At 71.1% G+C, this 16530-nt stretch carries 14 protein-coding genes; 7 read left to right on the top strand and 7 right to left on the bottom strand.

Annotated elements, in window-relative coordinates; translation table 11 throughout:
* The first annotated feature begins 5 nt into the window (after window positions 1-5).
* Window positions 6-770 (top strand): bestrophin-like domain, encoded by a 765-nt coding sequence (locus OG568_RS42275; RefSeq protein WP_266580356.1) that lies wholly within the window; start codon window positions 6-8, stop codon window positions 768-770.
* 222 nt (window positions 771-992) lie between these two features.
* Window positions 993-1577: a hypothetical protein gene (locus OG568_RS42270; RefSeq protein WP_329535344.1), complete on the top strand. Its 585-nt coding sequence runs from the start codon at window positions 993-995 to the stop codon at window positions 1575-1577.
* Window positions 1578-1667: 90 nt separating this feature from the next.
* On the opposite strand, the gene OG568_RS42265 is transcribed toward OG568_RS42270, so the two are convergent.
* Window positions 1668-2591 carry a hypothetical protein gene (locus OG568_RS42265; RefSeq protein ID WP_329535343.1) on the bottom strand — a complete coding sequence of 308 codons (924 nt, stop codon included), beginning with the start codon at window positions 2589-2591 and terminating at the stop codon, window positions 1668-1670.
* A 331-nt stretch (window positions 2592-2922) separates the two neighbouring features.
* Between OG568_RS42265 and OG568_RS42260 the strand changes: the two genes are divergently transcribed.
* A complete protein-coding gene (locus tag OG568_RS42260; protein WP_329535342.1) occupies window positions 2923-3585 on the top strand; it encodes a class F sortase in 663 nt (220 codons plus the stop codon).
* An 82-nt stretch (window positions 3586-3667) separates the two neighbouring features.
* Here OG568_RS42260 and OG568_RS42255 read toward each other — a convergent pair whose 3' ends face one another.
* Together OG568_RS42255 and lysX are read right to left on the bottom strand one after the other, a co-directional pair.
* The gene (locus tag OG568_RS42255) at window positions 3668-4501 is read right to left on the bottom strand and encodes a polysaccharide deacetylase family protein (protein WP_329535341.1); all 834 of its coding nucleotides are present in this window, start codon (window positions 4499-4501) and stop codon (window positions 3668-3670) included.
* 82 nt (window positions 4502-4583) lie between these two features.
* Window positions 4584-7868, bottom strand: a complete 3285-nt coding sequence (lysX, locus tag OG568_RS42250; protein ID WP_329535340.1) for a bifunctional lysylphosphatidylglycerol synthetase/lysine--tRNA ligase LysX — start codon at window positions 7866-7868, stop codon at window positions 4584-4586.
* 179 nt (window positions 7869-8047) lie between these two features.
* Here lysX and OG568_RS42245 point away from each other — a divergent pair, with 179 nt between their 5' ends.
* Window positions 8048-8512 carry a universal stress protein gene (locus OG568_RS42245; protein ID WP_266417487.1) on the top strand — a complete coding sequence of 155 codons (465 nt, stop codon included), beginning with the start codon at window positions 8048-8050 and terminating at the stop codon, window positions 8510-8512.
* 39 nt (window positions 8513-8551) lie between these two features.
* Here OG568_RS42245 and OG568_RS42240 read toward each other — a convergent pair whose 3' ends face one another.
* On the bottom strand, window positions 8552-9706 hold the full coding sequence (locus tag OG568_RS42240; RefSeq protein WP_329535339.1) for a CapA family protein: 1155 nt from the start codon (window positions 9704-9706) through the stop codon (window positions 8552-8554).
* 242 nt (window positions 9707-9948) lie between these two features.
* Here OG568_RS42240 and OG568_RS42235 point away from each other — a divergent pair, with 242 nt between their 5' ends.
* The 3 genes from OG568_RS42235 (at window position 9949) to OG568_RS42225 (ending at window position 12048) form a co-directional block, all read left to right on the top strand.
* Window positions 9949-10488 carry a sigma-70 family RNA polymerase sigma factor gene (locus OG568_RS42235; protein WP_266580368.1) on the top strand — a complete coding sequence of 180 codons (540 nt, stop codon included), beginning with the start codon at window positions 9949-9951 and terminating at the stop codon, window positions 10486-10488.
* A 152-nt stretch (window positions 10489-10640) separates the two neighbouring features.
* Window positions 10641-11156: a hypothetical protein gene (locus OG568_RS42230; RefSeq protein WP_054234932.1), complete on the top strand. Its 516-nt coding sequence runs from the start codon at window positions 10641-10643 to the stop codon at window positions 11154-11156.
* Window positions 11157-11391: 235 nt separating this feature from the next.
* Window positions 11392-12048 carry an anti-sigma factor family protein gene (locus tag OG568_RS42225; RefSeq protein ID WP_266580370.1) on the top strand — a complete coding sequence of 219 codons (657 nt, stop codon included), beginning with the start codon at window positions 11392-11394 and terminating at the stop codon, window positions 12046-12048.
* Window positions 12049-12055: 7 nt separating this feature from the next.
* On the opposite strand, the gene OG568_RS42220 is transcribed toward OG568_RS42225, so the two are convergent.
* From OG568_RS42220 to OG568_RS42210, 3 genes are all read right to left on the bottom strand, one after another.
* Complete coding sequence (locus OG568_RS42220; protein ID WP_329535338.1) at window positions 12056-12916, bottom strand: Fpg/Nei family DNA glycosylase; 861 nt, start codon at window positions 12914-12916, stop codon at window positions 12056-12058.
* Window positions 12917-13035: 119 nt separating this feature from the next.
* On the bottom strand, window positions 13036-15111 hold the full coding sequence (locus tag OG568_RS42215) for a SpoIIE family protein phosphatase (protein WP_329535337.1): 2076 nt from the start codon (window positions 15109-15111) through the stop codon (window positions 13036-13038).
* 79 nt (window positions 15112-15190) lie between these two features.
* Window positions 15191-16465: a DUF6777 domain-containing protein gene (locus tag OG568_RS42210; protein WP_329535336.1), complete on the bottom strand. Its 1275-nt coding sequence runs from the start codon at window positions 16463-16465 to the stop codon at window positions 15191-15193.
* Between the last annotated feature and the right edge of the window lie 65 nt (window positions 16466-16530).

Below are 16530 nucleotides of genomic sequence, written 5' to 3'. Positions count from 1 at the left end.
CATCCTTGTCGGAATGGCTTGTTCTCGTCCTCGCGATGGCGGCGGCATGCGTCGTCGTCCTCGTCGTGTCCCTCGTACGTACCCGCAGGGCCCCCGATGACGAGGATCCGTCCGAGACCCCGGACGTGATCGAATACATGACCATGATGATCGGCGTGGTCTACGCCATCGTCCTGGGACTGGCCATCGCCGGTGTCTGGGAGGCCCGCAGCGCCGCCCAGGACCATGTGCAGGCGGAGGCCCAGGCCCTGCACGAGATCTCGGAGCGGGTCCGGGTCTACCCACCGGACGTGCGCGACCGCATCCGCGGCGATGTGGACGCGTACGTCGGTTACGTCGTCAAAAGCGAGTGGAAGACCATGGCCGACCAGGGCCATGTCACCGCCAAGGGCGGACAGCTCTTCGAGGTCGTCCGCCAGGGCGTCAGCGACTACCGGCCGAAGTCGGACTTCGAGGCCCAGGCCTACCAGCCGGTGGTCGACCAGGTGACCGCGGCCGACGCGGCACGCAACGCCCGCGCCGACTCGACGGACGCGACCATGCCGGGCGTGGTGTGGTTCGGGCTGATCACCGGCGCCGTCGTCACCATCGGGATGGTGTTCGCGCTGCAGATCCGGCGCACCAAGCGGGAACTGATCCTCGCCGGGCTCTTCTCCGCCCTGATCGCGTTCCTGCTGTTCCTGATCTGGGACTTCGACGCGCCCTACAGCCGGGGGATCACGGCCTCGGCCGAACCGTTCACGGCGCTGTTCCCGCACCTCCCACGGTGACGGGCCCCCTCTAGCGACCAAAGGGGCGGGGGACGGACGCCACGCCGCGTCCGTCCCCCGTTCGCACATATGCGTCACCCGTACGGCCCACACTGTTACCCCATTCGCGCTACAGCGATCGCGCTCACGTGTACGCCTTCCTAGCGTTTCGAACATCGAGGCGCATTTCAGACGCAGGCGGAAGGTCCGCAGCAAGGCTCCTCGGAGACCCGGAGGCTCACCATGCACGCGATACGCGTCGCTTCGGCCGCACTGCTGGGCGTGACCGCCCTGACCCTTTCCGCATCCGCCGCTCTCGCCGGGAACGGCGACGGAAACAGTGACGGCGGCCGCGACAGTGGCCGGGGCAACAACAACATCACCTCGTTCGGCTTCAACGTGCAGCCACAGAACGTCGCGGCGGGCGGCCAGCTCCGGCTGAACGCGGAGAGCTGCGACTCCGTCACCAGGGTCTCCTCGGAAGTCTTCGACACCGTCACGATCCCCAAGGGGCAGTCGTCCGCGACGGCCCTGATCGACGGGGACGCCAGAGCGGGCGCCGTGTACGAGGTGACGTTCCAGTGCGGCAACGAGAGCGGGCACACCGAGCTCACCATCGCGTCCGGCCGTTCCGAAACCGGCGGCCACACCGGCCAGAGCCAGCTCCCGGCCCCCGTGCAGCGGGGTGCCAAGGCCGGTGTCGGCGGGAGCGTCGGCGGTGGTGGTTTCGACCTCAAGGAGATCTGCCTGGGCACCGCGCTCATCGCCGGCTGTGTCGGCACCGCGTGGTCCATGTCGCGCCGTCGGGCCACGGACGATGAGTCCTGACCGCTCGCCCCGGATCTCGCCGGGAAGATCCGGGGCGAAGGCCTGTCGCCCACGCGCTCCGCGTGGACCTGCCCAGGGTGACGGCACCGATCAGGTCCGCCGCTCGGACCTGCGGCGCAGCCAGAACACCCCACCGCCGACGACGCCGGCGCTCAGCAGTCCGCCGCCGATCGCGATGTCGGCGGGTGCCGCCCCGCCGACGCTGCCGCCGACACCGGTATGAGCACCGCCGATGACGGTGAAGGCGGCGGGTCGGGTCAGCCGTCGGTTGTCGCAGCGGGCCGTGACGTCGTACGACCCCGGGTGCGCGAAACGGTCGACCCTGACCGTCGCGATGGACGTGTCGCCACCCGCCCGGCGCAGCAGGGTGGTGGGGAAGACCCGCGAGGAGACCGTGCTGCCGGGCCTCAGGCATGCCTCGCCGATCACGGTGATCGCCAGCTGGCCGCCCGGGGCGATGACACTGGGCCGGACGAGGATGTTCCGCACCTCGTAATTGCCCCGCCTGCCGTAGTCGTCGAACCGGCCGTTGTCCTCGAACCGGCCGTTGTCCTCGAACCGACGGTTGTCTTCGAACCGACGGTTGTCATTGAACCGGCCGTTGTCGTTGAACCGGCCGTTGTCGTTGAACCGGCCGTTGTCGTTGAACCGGCCGAAGTCACCTGGGCGACCGCCGCCGATCACCCCACCACCGATCACTCCCCCACCGCCGATCACCCCACCACCGCCGACGACCCCACCGCCGCCAACCACCCCGCCACCGCCGACCACCCCACCGCCGCCGACCACCCCGCCACCGCCGACCACCCCACCGCCGCCGACCGCTGTGCCGCTGTTGTCCAGCCCAGTCCCGGCGCCCGGTCCACCGGGGTTGCCCAGTCGCTCGCTGTTGCTCGATTCACTGCTGCTCGGCTCGCTGCTGCCCGGTTCATTCGATGCCGTCGCCGCCGGGGCGGCGAGCCCCACCGCGGCGACCACGGCGGCAGATACCGCCAGGGCACGAGTTGTACGCATGTGATCCTCCGCGGAAGACGCCCCGGGAACCGTCCCCGGTTGATCGGCGAGAAAGCGCCTCCCATACAGACCCTCAGATGCCATGCACAGGGCCGCATTTCGAGAATGGTCCGTCCTGGTGAGAAGACACGCCGAAGGATTTCCATATAATCGGATATTGTCGCAGGTCACGGACCGTTAGAAAATTCCTTCCCTCGGCAACTCGGATGGCTCACCACACCGGCACCCGACACCCGTTCGCCCGCGCCCCGTCGCCCGCCGGACATGCTGCACTTAGCGTTCTCGTATGCGCGACGGACGCGGCGACGGCAGCGTCGAGAGGGGATTGCGAATGTTTGCGTCCGAGGTGGCCGAAGAGGAGGAGCGGCAGAGGAAGCGCGCCCCGTGGGGCGTGATAGCGCTTGTTCTGCTGACCGGCCTCGCACTCATCCGGAATGGTTCCGGTGAGTTCGACGTGGGCCCTCCGCAGCCCGCGACGGCGGCGGCAGCGGACAGCCGGACGCCCGTCGCCCCTGTCTCCAACGCGCCTGCCGCGTTGCCGTACTCCGCGGTGGACCGGGTCAGGATCCCGGCGATCCAGGTGAATGCCCCGGTCGTTCCGGTGGGTCTCGACTCGGCCGGCTGGGTCGACGCGCCGCCGCCCGAGAATGCCAATCTCGCCGGTTGGTTCACCGGTGCGGTGTCGCCCGGCGAGAAGGGCACGGCCGTGATCGTGGGCCATGTGGACAACAAGCAGGGACCGGCCGTCTTCTACGGACTCGGCGCGCTCAAGAAGGGAAACCGGGTCGAGGTCCAGCGAAGAGACGGGAAGACCGCCACATTCGAGATCTACGGCGTCGATGTGTTCGAGAAGAAGAACTTCCCCGGCGACCGGGTGTACGGCAGCAAGGGCACCCCGGAATTGCGGGTCATCACCTGCGGCGGCGGTTTCTCCAAGCAGCACGGCTACGAAGGCAACGTCGTCGCGTTCGCCCGCCTGGTCGAGGTCCGCTGAAACTCTCCGCCGAAGGGCCCGGGAAGTGTTCCCGGGCCCTTCGGCGAAGTCGGGGGGGCGGACGCGCCCGTTCAGTCCCGGCTCAGGAGTCCTGACGGCGCGGCACCGTGATGTGGTAGCCGGAGTCGAGGAGTTCGGGGAGGTAGTCGCGCAGGGCGCGCACGCTCTGGGAGCGGTCACCGCCCGCGTCGTGGGAGAGGACGATGACGCCGGGCGCGGCTCCCTCCTCCACCCGGGAGATGATGGTGGCGGTACCCGGGGTGGTCCAGTCGAGGCTGTCGACCGTCCAGGCCAGCGGCTCCATGCCGAGGTCGGCGCCGATCTGGAAGGTCGCCCGGTTCCAGGCCCCGTACGGCGCACGGAACCAGACGGGACGTTCGCCGTACGCGTCCTCGATGACATCGCTGGTGCGCGCGATCTCCGAGCGGATCTCGGAGCGTCCGAGCGCGGTCAGCAACGGGTGCGTCCAGGTGTGGTTGCCCACGATGTGCCCGTCGTCGGCCATCTCGGCGAGCAGGTCCTTGTTGTCGACGGCCATCTCCCCGCACACGAAGAACATCGCCCGTACGTCGTGCTTGCGCAGAGTGCGCAGAATGCTCGGGGTGTAGCGCGGATCAGGTCCGTCGTCGAAGGTCAGCACCATGGCACGACCGCGCCCGCTCACGCGCATGATCGGCTCGCGCCGGACGGCGGGCTTGTCGGGCGTCGGGCGCCGCGGAGTGAACCCGGTCATCGGCTCGAGGCGGTAGACGGAGGGCTTGAGCGCCTGGCGCACCTGCGGGCCCCCGGCCCCGGGCGTGCCGCGCACCGGGCTCCCGGTCGGATCGGCGGTGAGGACGCGGGCGCCCGCCGCCCCCAGGAAGGCGGCACCGGCGATCAACGCCCGGCGCCGCGTGAACAGCTTATCCTTTTTCATGATTAATCAGTCGCCCATTAGAGGCACACCGCGACTGAGCAACACCGGTGCGGACGCGGGAAAGCACCCGTTGGGACCAAACTCAGCGCCGACGCACCAGGGGGAACGGCAGCGTCTCCCGAATCGTCAGCCCCGTGAGGAACATGACCAGCCGGTCCACGCCGATGCCGAGGCCGCCGGTCGGCGGCATCGCGTACTCCAGCGCGTCCAGGAAGTCCTCGTCGAGCTCCATCGCCTCGGGATCTCCCCCGGCGGCCCGCAGCGACTGCGCGGTCAGCCGCCGCCGCTGCTCCACGGGGTCGGTCAACTCCGAGTAGGCGGTGCCCAGTTCGATGCCGAAGGCGACGAGGTCCCAACGCTCGGCGAGGCGCGGGTCGGTCCGGTGCTGCCGGGTGAGCGGGGAGACGTCGGTCGGGAAGTCCTTGTAGAACGTGGGCAGCAGGGTCTTCTCCTCGACCAGCCGTTCGTACATCTCCAGGGCGACGCCACCGCTTCCGTCGTCCGGCCGATACGGCACTCCCGCACGGTCGCACAGCCGGTGCAGGGCCGACACGGGCGTGCCGGGGTCCACCTCCTCCCCCAGTGCCTCCGAGATCGCGCCGTACACCGTCTTGACCGGCCACGGGCCGGAGAGGTCGTACTCGGCACCGCCCTTGTGGGCGACGGGCTCGCCGAACGCGGCGGTCGCGGCGCCCTGGATCAGTTCGCGGGTGAGGTCGAGCATCACGTCGTAGTCGGCGAACGCCTGGTAGGCCTCCAGCATGGTGAACTCGGGGTTGTGCTTGTAGGAGACGCCCTCGTTGCGGAAGGTGCGGCCCAGCTCGAAGACCTTCTCCAGGCCGCCCACGCACAGCCGCTTGAGGTAGAGCTCGGGGGCGATGCGCAGATACATGTTCAGGTCGTAGGCGTTGATGTGGGTGGTGAACGGGCGGGCGTTGGCGCCGCCGTGGATCCGCTGGAGCATCGGCGTCTCGACCTCGAGGTAGCCCCGGTCCAGCAGGCCCTGGCGCAGCGCCTGTACGGCCGTGGAGCGCGTCCGCAGGACCTCGCGGGCGTCGGGGCTCGACACCAGGTCGAGATAGCGGCGGCGCACCCTCGCCTCGGGGTCCGCGAGGCCCCGGCGCTTGTCGGGCAGCGGGCGCAGGCACTTGCCGATGAGCTGCCAGGAGGAGACGAAGACGGTCGGTTCGCCCAGGTCGCTGACGCCGACGAGACCGTCGGCGGTGATGTGGTCGCCGATGTCGACGTCCTGGCGGAACCGGATGAGCTCGGGTCCGGACTCCAGCCGGGTGAGGGCGATCTGGAGGTCGCCGGACCAGTCGCGCAGGACGGCGAACACGATCCCGCCGAAGTCTCGTACGAGGATGACGCGCCCGGCGACGGTCGCCTGCTGCCCGGCTGGTCCGGCGCGGACCTCGGCGAGGGTGTGGGTGCGGGGCGCGGTGCCCACCGGGTAGGGGTCGGTGCCGTCAGCGCGCAGCCGGTCGAGTGTGCGGTGGCGGACGCGGACCTGTTCCGGCAGGCCCGCGGTCGGATCGGCGGCCGCCTCCTTGCCCTCGTCGAGGCCGGGGGCCGACAGCGGGGGCAGGCCCATGGTGGTCGCGGGCTGGGGCCCGGTCCTCGGGTGCCGCTTCCCCCAGAGCTTGCGCAGCGAGGGCACGGAGACGAAGCCCTCGGCGATGCCGGAGGCCAGGCCGATACGGGCGAGGGAGCCGGCGTCGCCGTAACAGATGTAACGGGGGTACCACAGGGGGTGGTACTTCGCGTTGGACCGGTAGAGGGCCTCCAACTGCCACCACCGGGAGAAGAAGAGCAGCAGTCCGCGCCAGAGCCGCAGCACCGGCCCCGCACCGATCCGGGCGCCCTCCTCGAAGACCGACCGGAACACCGCGAAGTTGAGGGAGATGCGCCGTACGCCGAACTTCCCGGCCGCCGCGCACACCTCGGCGGCCATGAACTCCATGACGCCGTTCGGGGCGCTGCGGTCACGGCGCATGAGGTCGAGGGAGATGCCGTCCTTGCCCCAGGGCACGAAGGACAGCAGCGCGAGGAGCTTGCCGTCGGGACTCAGTGCCTCGACGAGGAGGCAGTCGCCGTCCGCGGGGTCGCCGAGCCGGTCCAGGGCCATGGAGAAGCCGCGCTCGGTCTCGGTGTCGCGCCAGGCGTCCGCCTTGTCGATGAGCTCCTCCATCTCCTCTTCGCTGAGGCCGGCGTGGCGGCGTACCCGGCAGGTCGCGCCGGTGCGCCGTACGCGGTGCACGGCCTGGCGGGTGACGCGCATGTCGCGGCCGTCCAGGTCGAAGTCGGCGACGTACAGGATCGCCTCGTCACCGAGCTGGAGCGCGCCGAGCCCGGCGCGCGCGAAGGCCTTCGCGCCGTCCTCGGAGGCGCCCATGACGGCGGGCGCCCAGGCGTAGCGGCGGGACAGGTCGAGCCAGGCCTCGATGGCGTGCGGCCAGGCCTCGCGGTCGCCGACCGGGTCGCCGCTGGCCAGGCAGACGCCGACCTCGACGCGGTAGGTGACGGCGGCCTTGCCGCTGGGTGAGAAGACGACGGCCTTGTCGCGGCGGGTGGCGAAGTAGCCGAGGGAGTCGTCGGCGCCGTACGCCCGGAGCAGGGCGCGGATGCGGGCCTCGTCGTCGCCGTGCAGGGCCGCCTCCAGGCGCTGGGAGCGGAAGAGGGCGGCGGCGGCGTTGAGCAGGGCGAGGGCGCCGAGGAGGCCGAGGACGAAGAAGAGCTTGTGGGGCGGACTCCCGCTGAACGAACCGCTGGAGACGAGCCCGCCGCACACCCGGCTGGCCGCCCACAGCAGCCGTTCGCCCCGCGGCAGCGTGCCGGGGAACCACTCGACCAGGCCCCAGCCGATCAGGATCGCCACGGCGAGCCCGACGAGCAGGACGACCAGGGCGCGCCACACGGCGCCGCGCCGGGAGTCGGCGTAGAACTCGCGGCGCGCCACGATCAGGAGGACCAGCAGCAGTCCGCAGACGACGAAGGACGGCAGCGACTCGGCGTACAGGCCCATCGCCAGGCCGACGATGTCGAAGAAGACCAGCAGACCGAGGTAGACCACGACCAGCCACCAGGCGATCTTCTTGCGGGCGGCGATCGCGGCGGCGAGCAGGAAGAGGAAGACGGCGTACGCGAGGTTGGCGCTGACCGGGACGATCAGCAGGTCGAGGAAGTTCACGACGGGGCGCAGCAGGCGGCGCAGCGGGGCGATGAAGGCGAGCAGGACGCAGAGCAGCGAGAGGGCGCCGAAGAAGGCCGCGAAGCCTTCGGGCACCCGGCTGAGGAGGCCGCCCCGGGACGGCGGTATGGGGCCCGTGACGTCCCTCGGTCCGCGGGCCTCCATGGTGGGGCTCATGTGGTCGACTCTAGGAAGCCGCGGCCGGCCCCGCCCGTCGGGCGCCCGCGCCGCTTGTCGCCGACGCGGACGGCGGTCCTGCCGGACGGCGGCACCGGACAGTTCACCCGTTCCGCCGCATGCGGGGCGCCGCGGGCCCGCTCTGCTCCCGACCTGCGACTTCCGATAGCCTCGGTGGTGTGGCGGAAAAGCAACCCTCGCACCAGTTCGAGCGTGGCACGGACGGTCCCAAGGTCATCGTCGTTGGCGTGGACGGCTCCGACTCGTCGCTGCGCGCGGCGTCCTACGCCGGCGGGCTGGCCAGGCGGCAGCACTCGCTGCTCGCCGTCGTGTACGTGCAGCCCGTCATGGCCGCCGGAGCGGCACTCGGGGCGCCGGTCGCCGAGACGACCGACCAAATCGCCGAGGACCTCGTCGCGCAGATCCGGGACGCCGCCGAGCGGGTCAAGGACATATTCGCGGTGCGCTGGGAGTTCCACACCTTCCGCGGCGATCCCTACAACGGTCTGGTGACGGCGGCGGACGACCTCAAGGCGGACGCCGTGGTGGTAGGCGCCTCCGAGCAGGCGGGGCACCGGATCATCGGGTCGGTGGCGATCCGGCTGGTGAAGGCGGGCCGCTGGCCGGTCACGGTCGTCCCATAGACCCCATGTGCCCCGTGCGTCCCGTGCGTCCCGTGGGTCCTAATGCCCCATCGTCAGGCCGTCGTGGGCCGCGCCGCGGCTGAGCACCACGTCCCGGATGCGGTCGCGTACACCGCCGAGGTCGGCACCCCGCGCCAGGGCCGCGTTGATGTTGACGATCCGCCCGGCGTCGATGTCGTACAGCTGCGGCACGAACTCCGCCTTCGTGACCTTCCAGCGGTCCCCCTTGTGCGCGGGCGGGGCGAAGCTGAAGCGGGCGAGGGTGCTCTCGTTGCCCCGGGAGTCCTGGAGGCCTTGGCGGTTGATCATCTCACCCGCGATCTGGTCGCCCATCCCGTAGACGACCCATGTGCCGTTGACCTTCTCGTAGGCCTGCGGGACATGCGCGTGCGTGCCGAGGATCAGGTCGATGTCGGGCCGCCCGTCCGTGCGGGAGGCGGTGAGCTCCCGGCTCAGCGTCATCTGCTGCGTGTCGGGCTGCTCCTGCCATTCGGTACCCCAGTGGAGGGATACGACGACCACGTCGGCGCCCGCCCTCCTCGCGGCCCGGGCATCCGCGAGGATCCGGTCGCGGTCGACGAGGTTGAGGGTCCACGGCTGCCCCTGCGGCATGGGGAAGCCGTCCGTGCCGTAGGTGTAGGCGAGGTGGGCGACCGTCGCGCTGCCCGCGCGCAGAAGGGTGGGCGTGTACGCCTCCTGCGCCGTGCGCGCCGATCCCGCGTGCCGCACGCCCGCGAGGTCGAGGGCGTCCAGAGTGCGCCGTACGCCCGTGGCGCCGTCGTCCAAGGAGTGGTCGGAGGCGGTGGAACAGGCGTCGTACCCGGTCGCCGCGAGCCCGCCGGCCACCTGCGGTGGCAGCTTGAAGGCCGGGTTGCCGATGTGTTCGCCGTCGGCCCCGTACACGGTCGCCATGTGACAGATCGCCAGGTCGGCGCCGGCGATGAGGGGTTTCACGCCTTCGAACATCGGCAGGAAGTCGTACCTGGTGCCGCCCGCGTCGGCGTTCGCCCGCTCGATGACCGAGGTGTGCGCCAGCACGTCGCCGGAGGCGACGAGGGTGAAGCCGTGGGGGGTGAGGGGCGCGCCGGGGTTCCCGGTGCTCCGAGCCGCCGGCTCCCGGTCGGCCCGGCAGCCGGCGCCCACGACAAGTGCGGCCGCGAGAGCGATGGCGGCCAGTCGACTACGTGTGATCATGCCCAGCCTCGATACAGTCATATTTAAGTAGGAAGTGAGGCAAATCCACCCGACCGGGGAGGGTGGAGTCAAGGAGCAACGCGCACCCGTAGCCCGTCCGGCCCTTGGAGAAGGGCCGGTTGGGGCGCCACCGGGCCCCGCTGAACCGTTCACCGCGCCGTTCACCGACGGCATCGACCGCCCACCGCAGACCCGTGCCCCGGCCCTGTCCCAGCGGAGCGGTACCCGCTGGCATACAGGCCATGACGGCCGGAACCACCACCAAGACGACCGCCGAACACGAGTTGGCCGCGCTGCAGCGCGAGCACGGCCGGCCCCTCTTCGCCCTGCTCCTGCGACTCTCCGACGGCGACCGCCAGCGCGCCGAGGATCTGCTGCAGGAGACGTTCGTCCGCGCCTGGCAGCACCCCGAGGCGCTGCGCGCCGACGACTTCGACTCGGTACGCCCCTGGCTGCTCACCGTGGGACGGCGGCTCGCGATCGACGCACGGCGGGCCCGCCAGGCGCGTCCGCCGGAGGTCGGGGACGCGGTGCTGGAAAGTGCGCGGGTCTGCGCGGATCACGCCGAAAGGTCGGCGGCGACGCTCGATGTGCGGGAGGCTGTGAAGACACTCACTCCCGAGCACCGTGAAGTCCTGGTGCTGGTGTACTTCCAGGGGGCGAGTGTGGCGGAGGCCGCCGCGGCGCTCGGGATTCCGCCCGGTACCGTGAAGTCTCGTGCGTACTACGCGCTGCGCGCCCTGCGCCGGGTTCTTCCGGGATACGCGGCCGACCTGCGGTGAAACCGAAGGCCGAGTCAAACCTCCGTAAAGCGCCTTGCTGAGGACCATGGTTGAGCAATCAGCTGTCCTCATCCGTGTTCCGGATTGGGGGGAAACCCCCAAGGGCTCGGGATCGGGCGACGCGCACGCAAACCGGAGGAAGGCAGGAAGGGATGCTGCACAGAGGCCAAGAGAGCACGGACGGCACCGGCGGTGGGGAACTCACCGTCCCCATGGCGTGGTTGTACGCCGAGTACATCGCCGACGAACTGCTGCGGACCGGCGACCTGATGCCGCCCACGTCCTTCGAGTTCCGCGCCGGGCGTGACGCCCTGGCGCTGACCATCTTCCTCTCCGACACCGACGGTGAGCTCTCGGGCATCCGGGTCGTCTCACAGTTGGAGACCTGGCTCTCGCTGACGGCGTACGACCAGCCGTGGCAGGACTGGGTGCGCGAGCACATGGCGCGGCGCGCGGCCGAGGCGGTCGAGTCCGGCGGCCCCGCCCCGGACCTGGAGCTGGCGACGGCGGCCTGGCGCTGGCTGGAGGAGACCGAACTGCTCGCCCCCGACCTGGACGCCGTACCCGGCGGCGGTCCGATCCCGGGCGAGGACGACGGTCCGAAGGTGTGGACACCGGCCTGGCGGCTGGGTCTGCCCCTGGGACATCTGGCGATCCATCTCTTCTGACCGCCACGACCGGGCGGACCGTCGGTAACCCCTGTTCAGGACCTCGCGCTCCGCCAAACAAGTTTTCCGCACAACTTTTTTTGAGCTCGCACCAATCCGCGAGCCCACCCGCTCCGAATGTCTTGGCCGCGATTCCGAACGAGTCTTGAGTGATTCGGCGGTCTGGTGCGTACCCGTGGGCAACAGCAACACCACTCCCAGCCCGCACCATCGCCACAAGGATTCGGTATTCGGTATGAGGTCCCTGGAACGGCATCGTGACGTCGGCGCCTACGCGCTCGGCGTGCTGGACGAGGCGGAGGCGTTCCGCTTCGAGGATCACCTCATGGAGTGCCCCCAGTGCACGGCGCACGTGAGTGAGTTCAGGCCCGCCACGCGGCAGCTGATGCTGTACCGGCATGCCACCCCGCGCTCCGTGCACCCCTTCGCCGCCCCCGGGCCGCGCCTGATGGACAAACTGCTCAGTGAGGTGGCGACCCGGCACCGGGCCGGGCGCAGGCGCTGGCTGTACGCGGTGGCCGCCGCCGTGGTGCTCGCGGCGGGCGGACCGGCGATCGCGATGGTCGCGTCGCACGGTTCCGGGTCACAGACAGCCGCGGTCGCCTCGACGGACGCGCAGACCGGCGTGTGGGCCCGCGTCACCACCGCGGACCGGATCTGGGGCAGCCAGGTACAGGTCGAGGTCAAGGACGCCGGGGGCCCGCGCCCCTGCCAGCTCGTCGCCATCGGCAAGGACGGCTCGCAGCAGACGGTGACGAGCTGGATGGTGCCCGCGCACGACGGCGAGGCGACCACCCTGCAGGGCGGCGCCGCGCTCAAGTCCGACGAGATCAGCCGGTTCGAGGTGCGCACGACGGACGGCAAGCACCTGGTGACCGTGACGCCCCGTTGAGCCCGGGCTATTTGAGCAGCCGGGACAACCGGCGGTCCGCGAGTGGCTTGCCGCCCGTCTGGCAGGTCGGGCAGTACTGCAGCGAGGAGTCGCTGAAGGAGACCTCGCGGATGGTGTCGCCGCACACCGGGCAGGGTTCGCCCGCTCTGCCGTGCACCCGCAGCCCACTCTTCTTCTCCGCCTTGAGACGCCCCGCGGCCAGCCCGTGGGAGCGCTCCACCGCCTCGGTGAGCGTGGTGCGCAGCGCCTCGTAGAGACGGGTCGTCTCCTCGGGGCTCAGCGAGGCGGCGAGCTTGAAGGGGGACATCTTGGCGGCGTGCAGGATCTCGTCGCTGTACGCGTTTCCCACACCGGCGATCAGGCTCTGGTCCCGGAGCGCCCCCTTGAGTTGGCGGCGCTCGTTCGCGAGCAGCCGGGCGAACCGTTCCTCGTCGAAGTCGGCGGCAAGGGGGTCGGGGCCGAGGCGGGCCACGCCGGGGATCTCCGCCGGGTCCCGGACGACGTACACCGCGAGTCTCTTCTGTGTCCCGGCCTCGGTGAGGTCGAAGCCCTCGCCGGTCTCCAGGGCGACACGCAGCGCGAGCGGCCCCTTGCCGGGGCGGGGCGGGCCGTCGGGCAGCGTGTCCTTCCAGTGCAGCCAGCCCGCGCGGGCCAGATGGGTCACGAAGTGCAGCCCGTCGGCCTCGATGTCGAGGAACTTGCCGTACCGGCGCACGGCGGTCACCTCGCGGCCCTCGAAGGCGGTGACGGGCGGGTCGTAGGTCTTCAGGACGCTGATGGCGACGGGCAGCACGCGCACGACCTCGCGGCCGACGAGATGGTCGGCCAGGAAGTCCTTGAGCGCTTCGACCTCCGGCAGTTCCGGCATAGCTCCAGAGTGCCACCCCCCACCGACAACCCCACCAGGAACCACCCGCCTCCTGGAACGGCGTCAGTCCGTCCCCGAGAGTCCCTGAGCCGGGCCCCGAACAGCCGGGCGACGCCCGGTCAGTCCCGTTCCGCGACCAGGAACTCGCACCACACGCACTTGCCGCCCCCGCGCGCCTCCACACCCCAGACGTCGGCGAGGCGGTCGACCAGCAGGAGTCCACGGCCGGAGACCCCGGACTCGCCCGCCTCACGGCGGCGCGGCAGGGCGCTGGAGGAGTCCTCGACCTCCGCGCGCAGCCGACGGCCCGGACCGCTGAGGACCCGCAGGGTGACGATCGCGGAGCCTTCGGTGTGCATCAGGGCGTTGGTGATCAGCTCGTCGGCGACCAGTTCGACCTCGTCGGCACGCTCACCCGCGCCCCAGGCGCGGACCGCGGCCCGGATCATGTGCCGGGCCTCGGTGAGCGCCTCGGGGTCGCCGGGCGCGACGTGCTGCTGGAGCCGTCCGCCGGACTGCCGGGGCCCGGCGCCTCGACGGCGCAGCGCCAGCAGGGCCACATCGTCGTCGCCGCCGCGTTCCTCGGCCACGTCGATGAGCCGGTCGACGAGGTCGCGTACGTCGTCCGGGCCCGAGCGGATCAGCTCGATGAGGGTGTGCATGCCCTCGTCGAGGTCGATGCCGGGCTGCTCGACGAGGCCGTCGGTGCACAGCAGCAGAGTCTGTCCGGGGTCCAGCTCGACCGTCTCGACGGGGTATTCGAGGCGCCCGAACAAGGCGGACAGGCCGAGCGGCAGTCCTCCTTCGACGGGCTGCCGGCGGCAGGTGCCGTCGTTGTCCCGGATCAGCGGGTCGATGTGGCCGGCCCGCACCAGCTGGACGACTCCGGTGGACAGGTCGGCCTCCGCGTACAGGCAGGTCGCGAAGCGTTCGGTGTCGAGTTCGTGCAGGAAGACCGAGGCGCGGGCCATCACGGTGGCGGGGGTGTGTCCCTCGGCGGCGTAGGCCCGCAGCACGATCCGCAACTGGCCCATGACGGCGGCGGCGTGGGTGTCGTGGCCCTGGACGTCCCCGATGACGGCGCCGACGCGGCCGCCGGGCAGCGGGATCACGTCGTACCAGTCGCCGCCTATGTCCCGGCCGAGGGAGGCGGAGCGGTAGCGGACGGCGATGTCGGCGCCGGGCACGTTCGGTATGGAGCGCGGCAGCATGGCCTGCTGGAGACCCTGGGCGAGGTCCTTCTCCTGCTCGTAGAACATGGCCCGCTGCAGGCTCTGGGCGATGCTGCTGCCGAGCGCGACGAGGACGTTGCGCTCCTCCGACGAGAACCCGCGCCGGTCGTTGTAGAGCAGGCCCATCGCGCCGATGGGGCGGGCCTGCGCGATGAGCGGCAGATAGGCGGCCGAGGTGATCTTCAGGTCGGTGATGTGCGGCCACAGCAGCGGATACGACTCGGCGAAGTCCTCGGGCGAATCGATGAAGCGCGGGGCGAGGGTGCGTACGGCCTCGCTCATCGGGTACTGCTCGTCGATGCGGGTGACCATGGTGCCGGGGACGAAGCTGCCCACCGGGCCCTCGGCGACCAGCCGGATGCGTCCGGCCTCCACCAGGCCCATGACCAGGCTGGTCGCGCCGAGGTGGGTGAGGCCGTGGGAGTCCTTGAGCACGTCGATGACGTCCTGGACGGTGCGGGCGTGGGCGAGGGCGGCCGTGGTGATCTGCACGACGTTCGTCTGCTGGCGCCGCGCCTCGTCCTGGGCCGCCTGTTCACGGCGCGCCGCGCGCTCGCCGAGCTCCTGCGTGGCGTCGCGCACGATGCCGATGATCCGGCGTGGGCGGCCCGTCTCGTCGCGGCGGATATATCCCTGGGTGTGGGTCCAGCGCAGTGAGCCGTCGCGGCAGCGGATGCGGAAGTAGGCGCCGTAGTTCTCGCTGCCGTCCTTGAGCGCCTGGGAGACCAGGGTGTCGAGACGGATCCCCTCGGTCCCCGGCACCCGCAGGGACAGGGTCTCGGGGCGGCCGTCGTACTCCTCGGGGCGCAGGTCGAAGACTTCGTGGGCCTGGGCGTCCATCTGCATCAGACCGGTGTCCAGGTCCCAGTCGAAACTGCCCATGCGGTTGAGCGCCAGGATCGGATCCGGGTGGGCGGGCCAGTCGTCCGGGAGTGCCAGGGCGCTCGCTCCCCGATCAACCATGGGCCCACCTTGCCAGCATTCGGCCGATTATTCGACTTCTGGGGAGCCCGGATTCGGGCTCCCCGGAACACTCCGGCGCTCAGCCGTCGAAGACGTCGGTCGGGGCGTCGAAGACGGTGTCCGCGTCAGGCGACTCGTCGGGGATCAGACCACCGCCGTCAGGCAGGTCGGGGATCTCCGGAACGGTGTCGGGGCCGATCTCGTCCTCGGAGGGATCCAGCGGGGCGAGCGGGTCGAGGGGGTCGACCGGCGCGCCCCGGTCGCTCTCCGTGGAGTCCGGCGCGGGGGTCCGCGGCGCGAGGGGCGGCAGCGAGATACCGGGCGGTGAGGTCGGCGGGACGGTCGTGGTCGACGGGAGGCAGTCCGACACTGCGGCCACCGGAGCCTCCGTCGGCGCACCACCGTCCGGCATGCCCGGGGTTCCTTCCGGGGTGACGGTCAGGGTGGGCGCCACGCACTCGGACGGCGGCTCCTCCGACGAGGGGGCCGTCCCCGGACTCTGCCGCGGGCTCGCGCTCGAGCCTGTGCCGCTGCGACGGCCGGGGCTCGGGGTCGAGGTCTGTGGCCGTACGACGACGTCCCGGTGACCGTCGTCCCCGATCCGCCGTTCGATCCACGTGTGGTCGACGATGTCGATGATCCTGATGTTGCTGATCACGGTGGAGGCCGGGGTCACGACGACAACGTTGCCAGGACGGAAGCCGGACCAGGGCTTCCCCTGGGTGCCCGCGGGCGACTTGGAGACGGTCGGCGGGTTCAGCGGGTTGCCGCCGGCGCAGCGCACGCGCGGCACGCCCCGGTTGTCGACGAGGACCGCGGTGCCCCGCTGCAGCACGGACTGGAAGGTGGTCGCCCGGCCGTCGCGGAAACCGTGGTCGGTGACCTGTGTGTCGGCGCGCAGCACGACCGAGGTCAGACCGCGCAGGAAGTCCGGGACGACCGCCTGGGAGACGCCCGCGGCCTGCGCGAAGGAGCGCGCCCTGCCGGGGTCCGAGGCGAGGAAGCCGATCTGCTTCTCGACGTCACAGCTGCCGACGGCCCGGATGCCGCCGTAGAGGCCGGGTGTGGAGCCGGAGAAGGAGCGCACGCCCTGCGGGGTGGAGCCACGGTCCGTGGGTGCCGCCGGGTACGGCATTCGGGTGACGGACGGCGGGTCGGCGGCCGTGGATTCGGTGAACGGGTCGGGACCGCCGCCCGCGACCGGCTGCAGGAAGACTTCACCGCCGTCGGCCCCGAACGCCGCGTTCTCGCCGTCGTGGCCGCCGCACCCGGCGGCGAGGAGCGCCGCCGAGAGCGCGCAGGCCATGACGAGGGCCCGGGTGGGTATGCGCACCACGCTGTTCTCCTGTCGCACCGCGTTCTCCCGTTGCACTGCGTCCTCCCGTTGCACCACGATCTCCCGGTGATTCCGGGCATTTC

Source organism: Streptomyces sp. NBC_01450, assembly GCF_036227505.1.
Taxonomy (GTDB): domain Bacteria; phylum Actinomycetota; class Actinomycetes; order Streptomycetales; family Streptomycetaceae; genus Streptomyces.
This window is presented reverse-complemented; position numbering and strand designations above follow the sequence as displayed.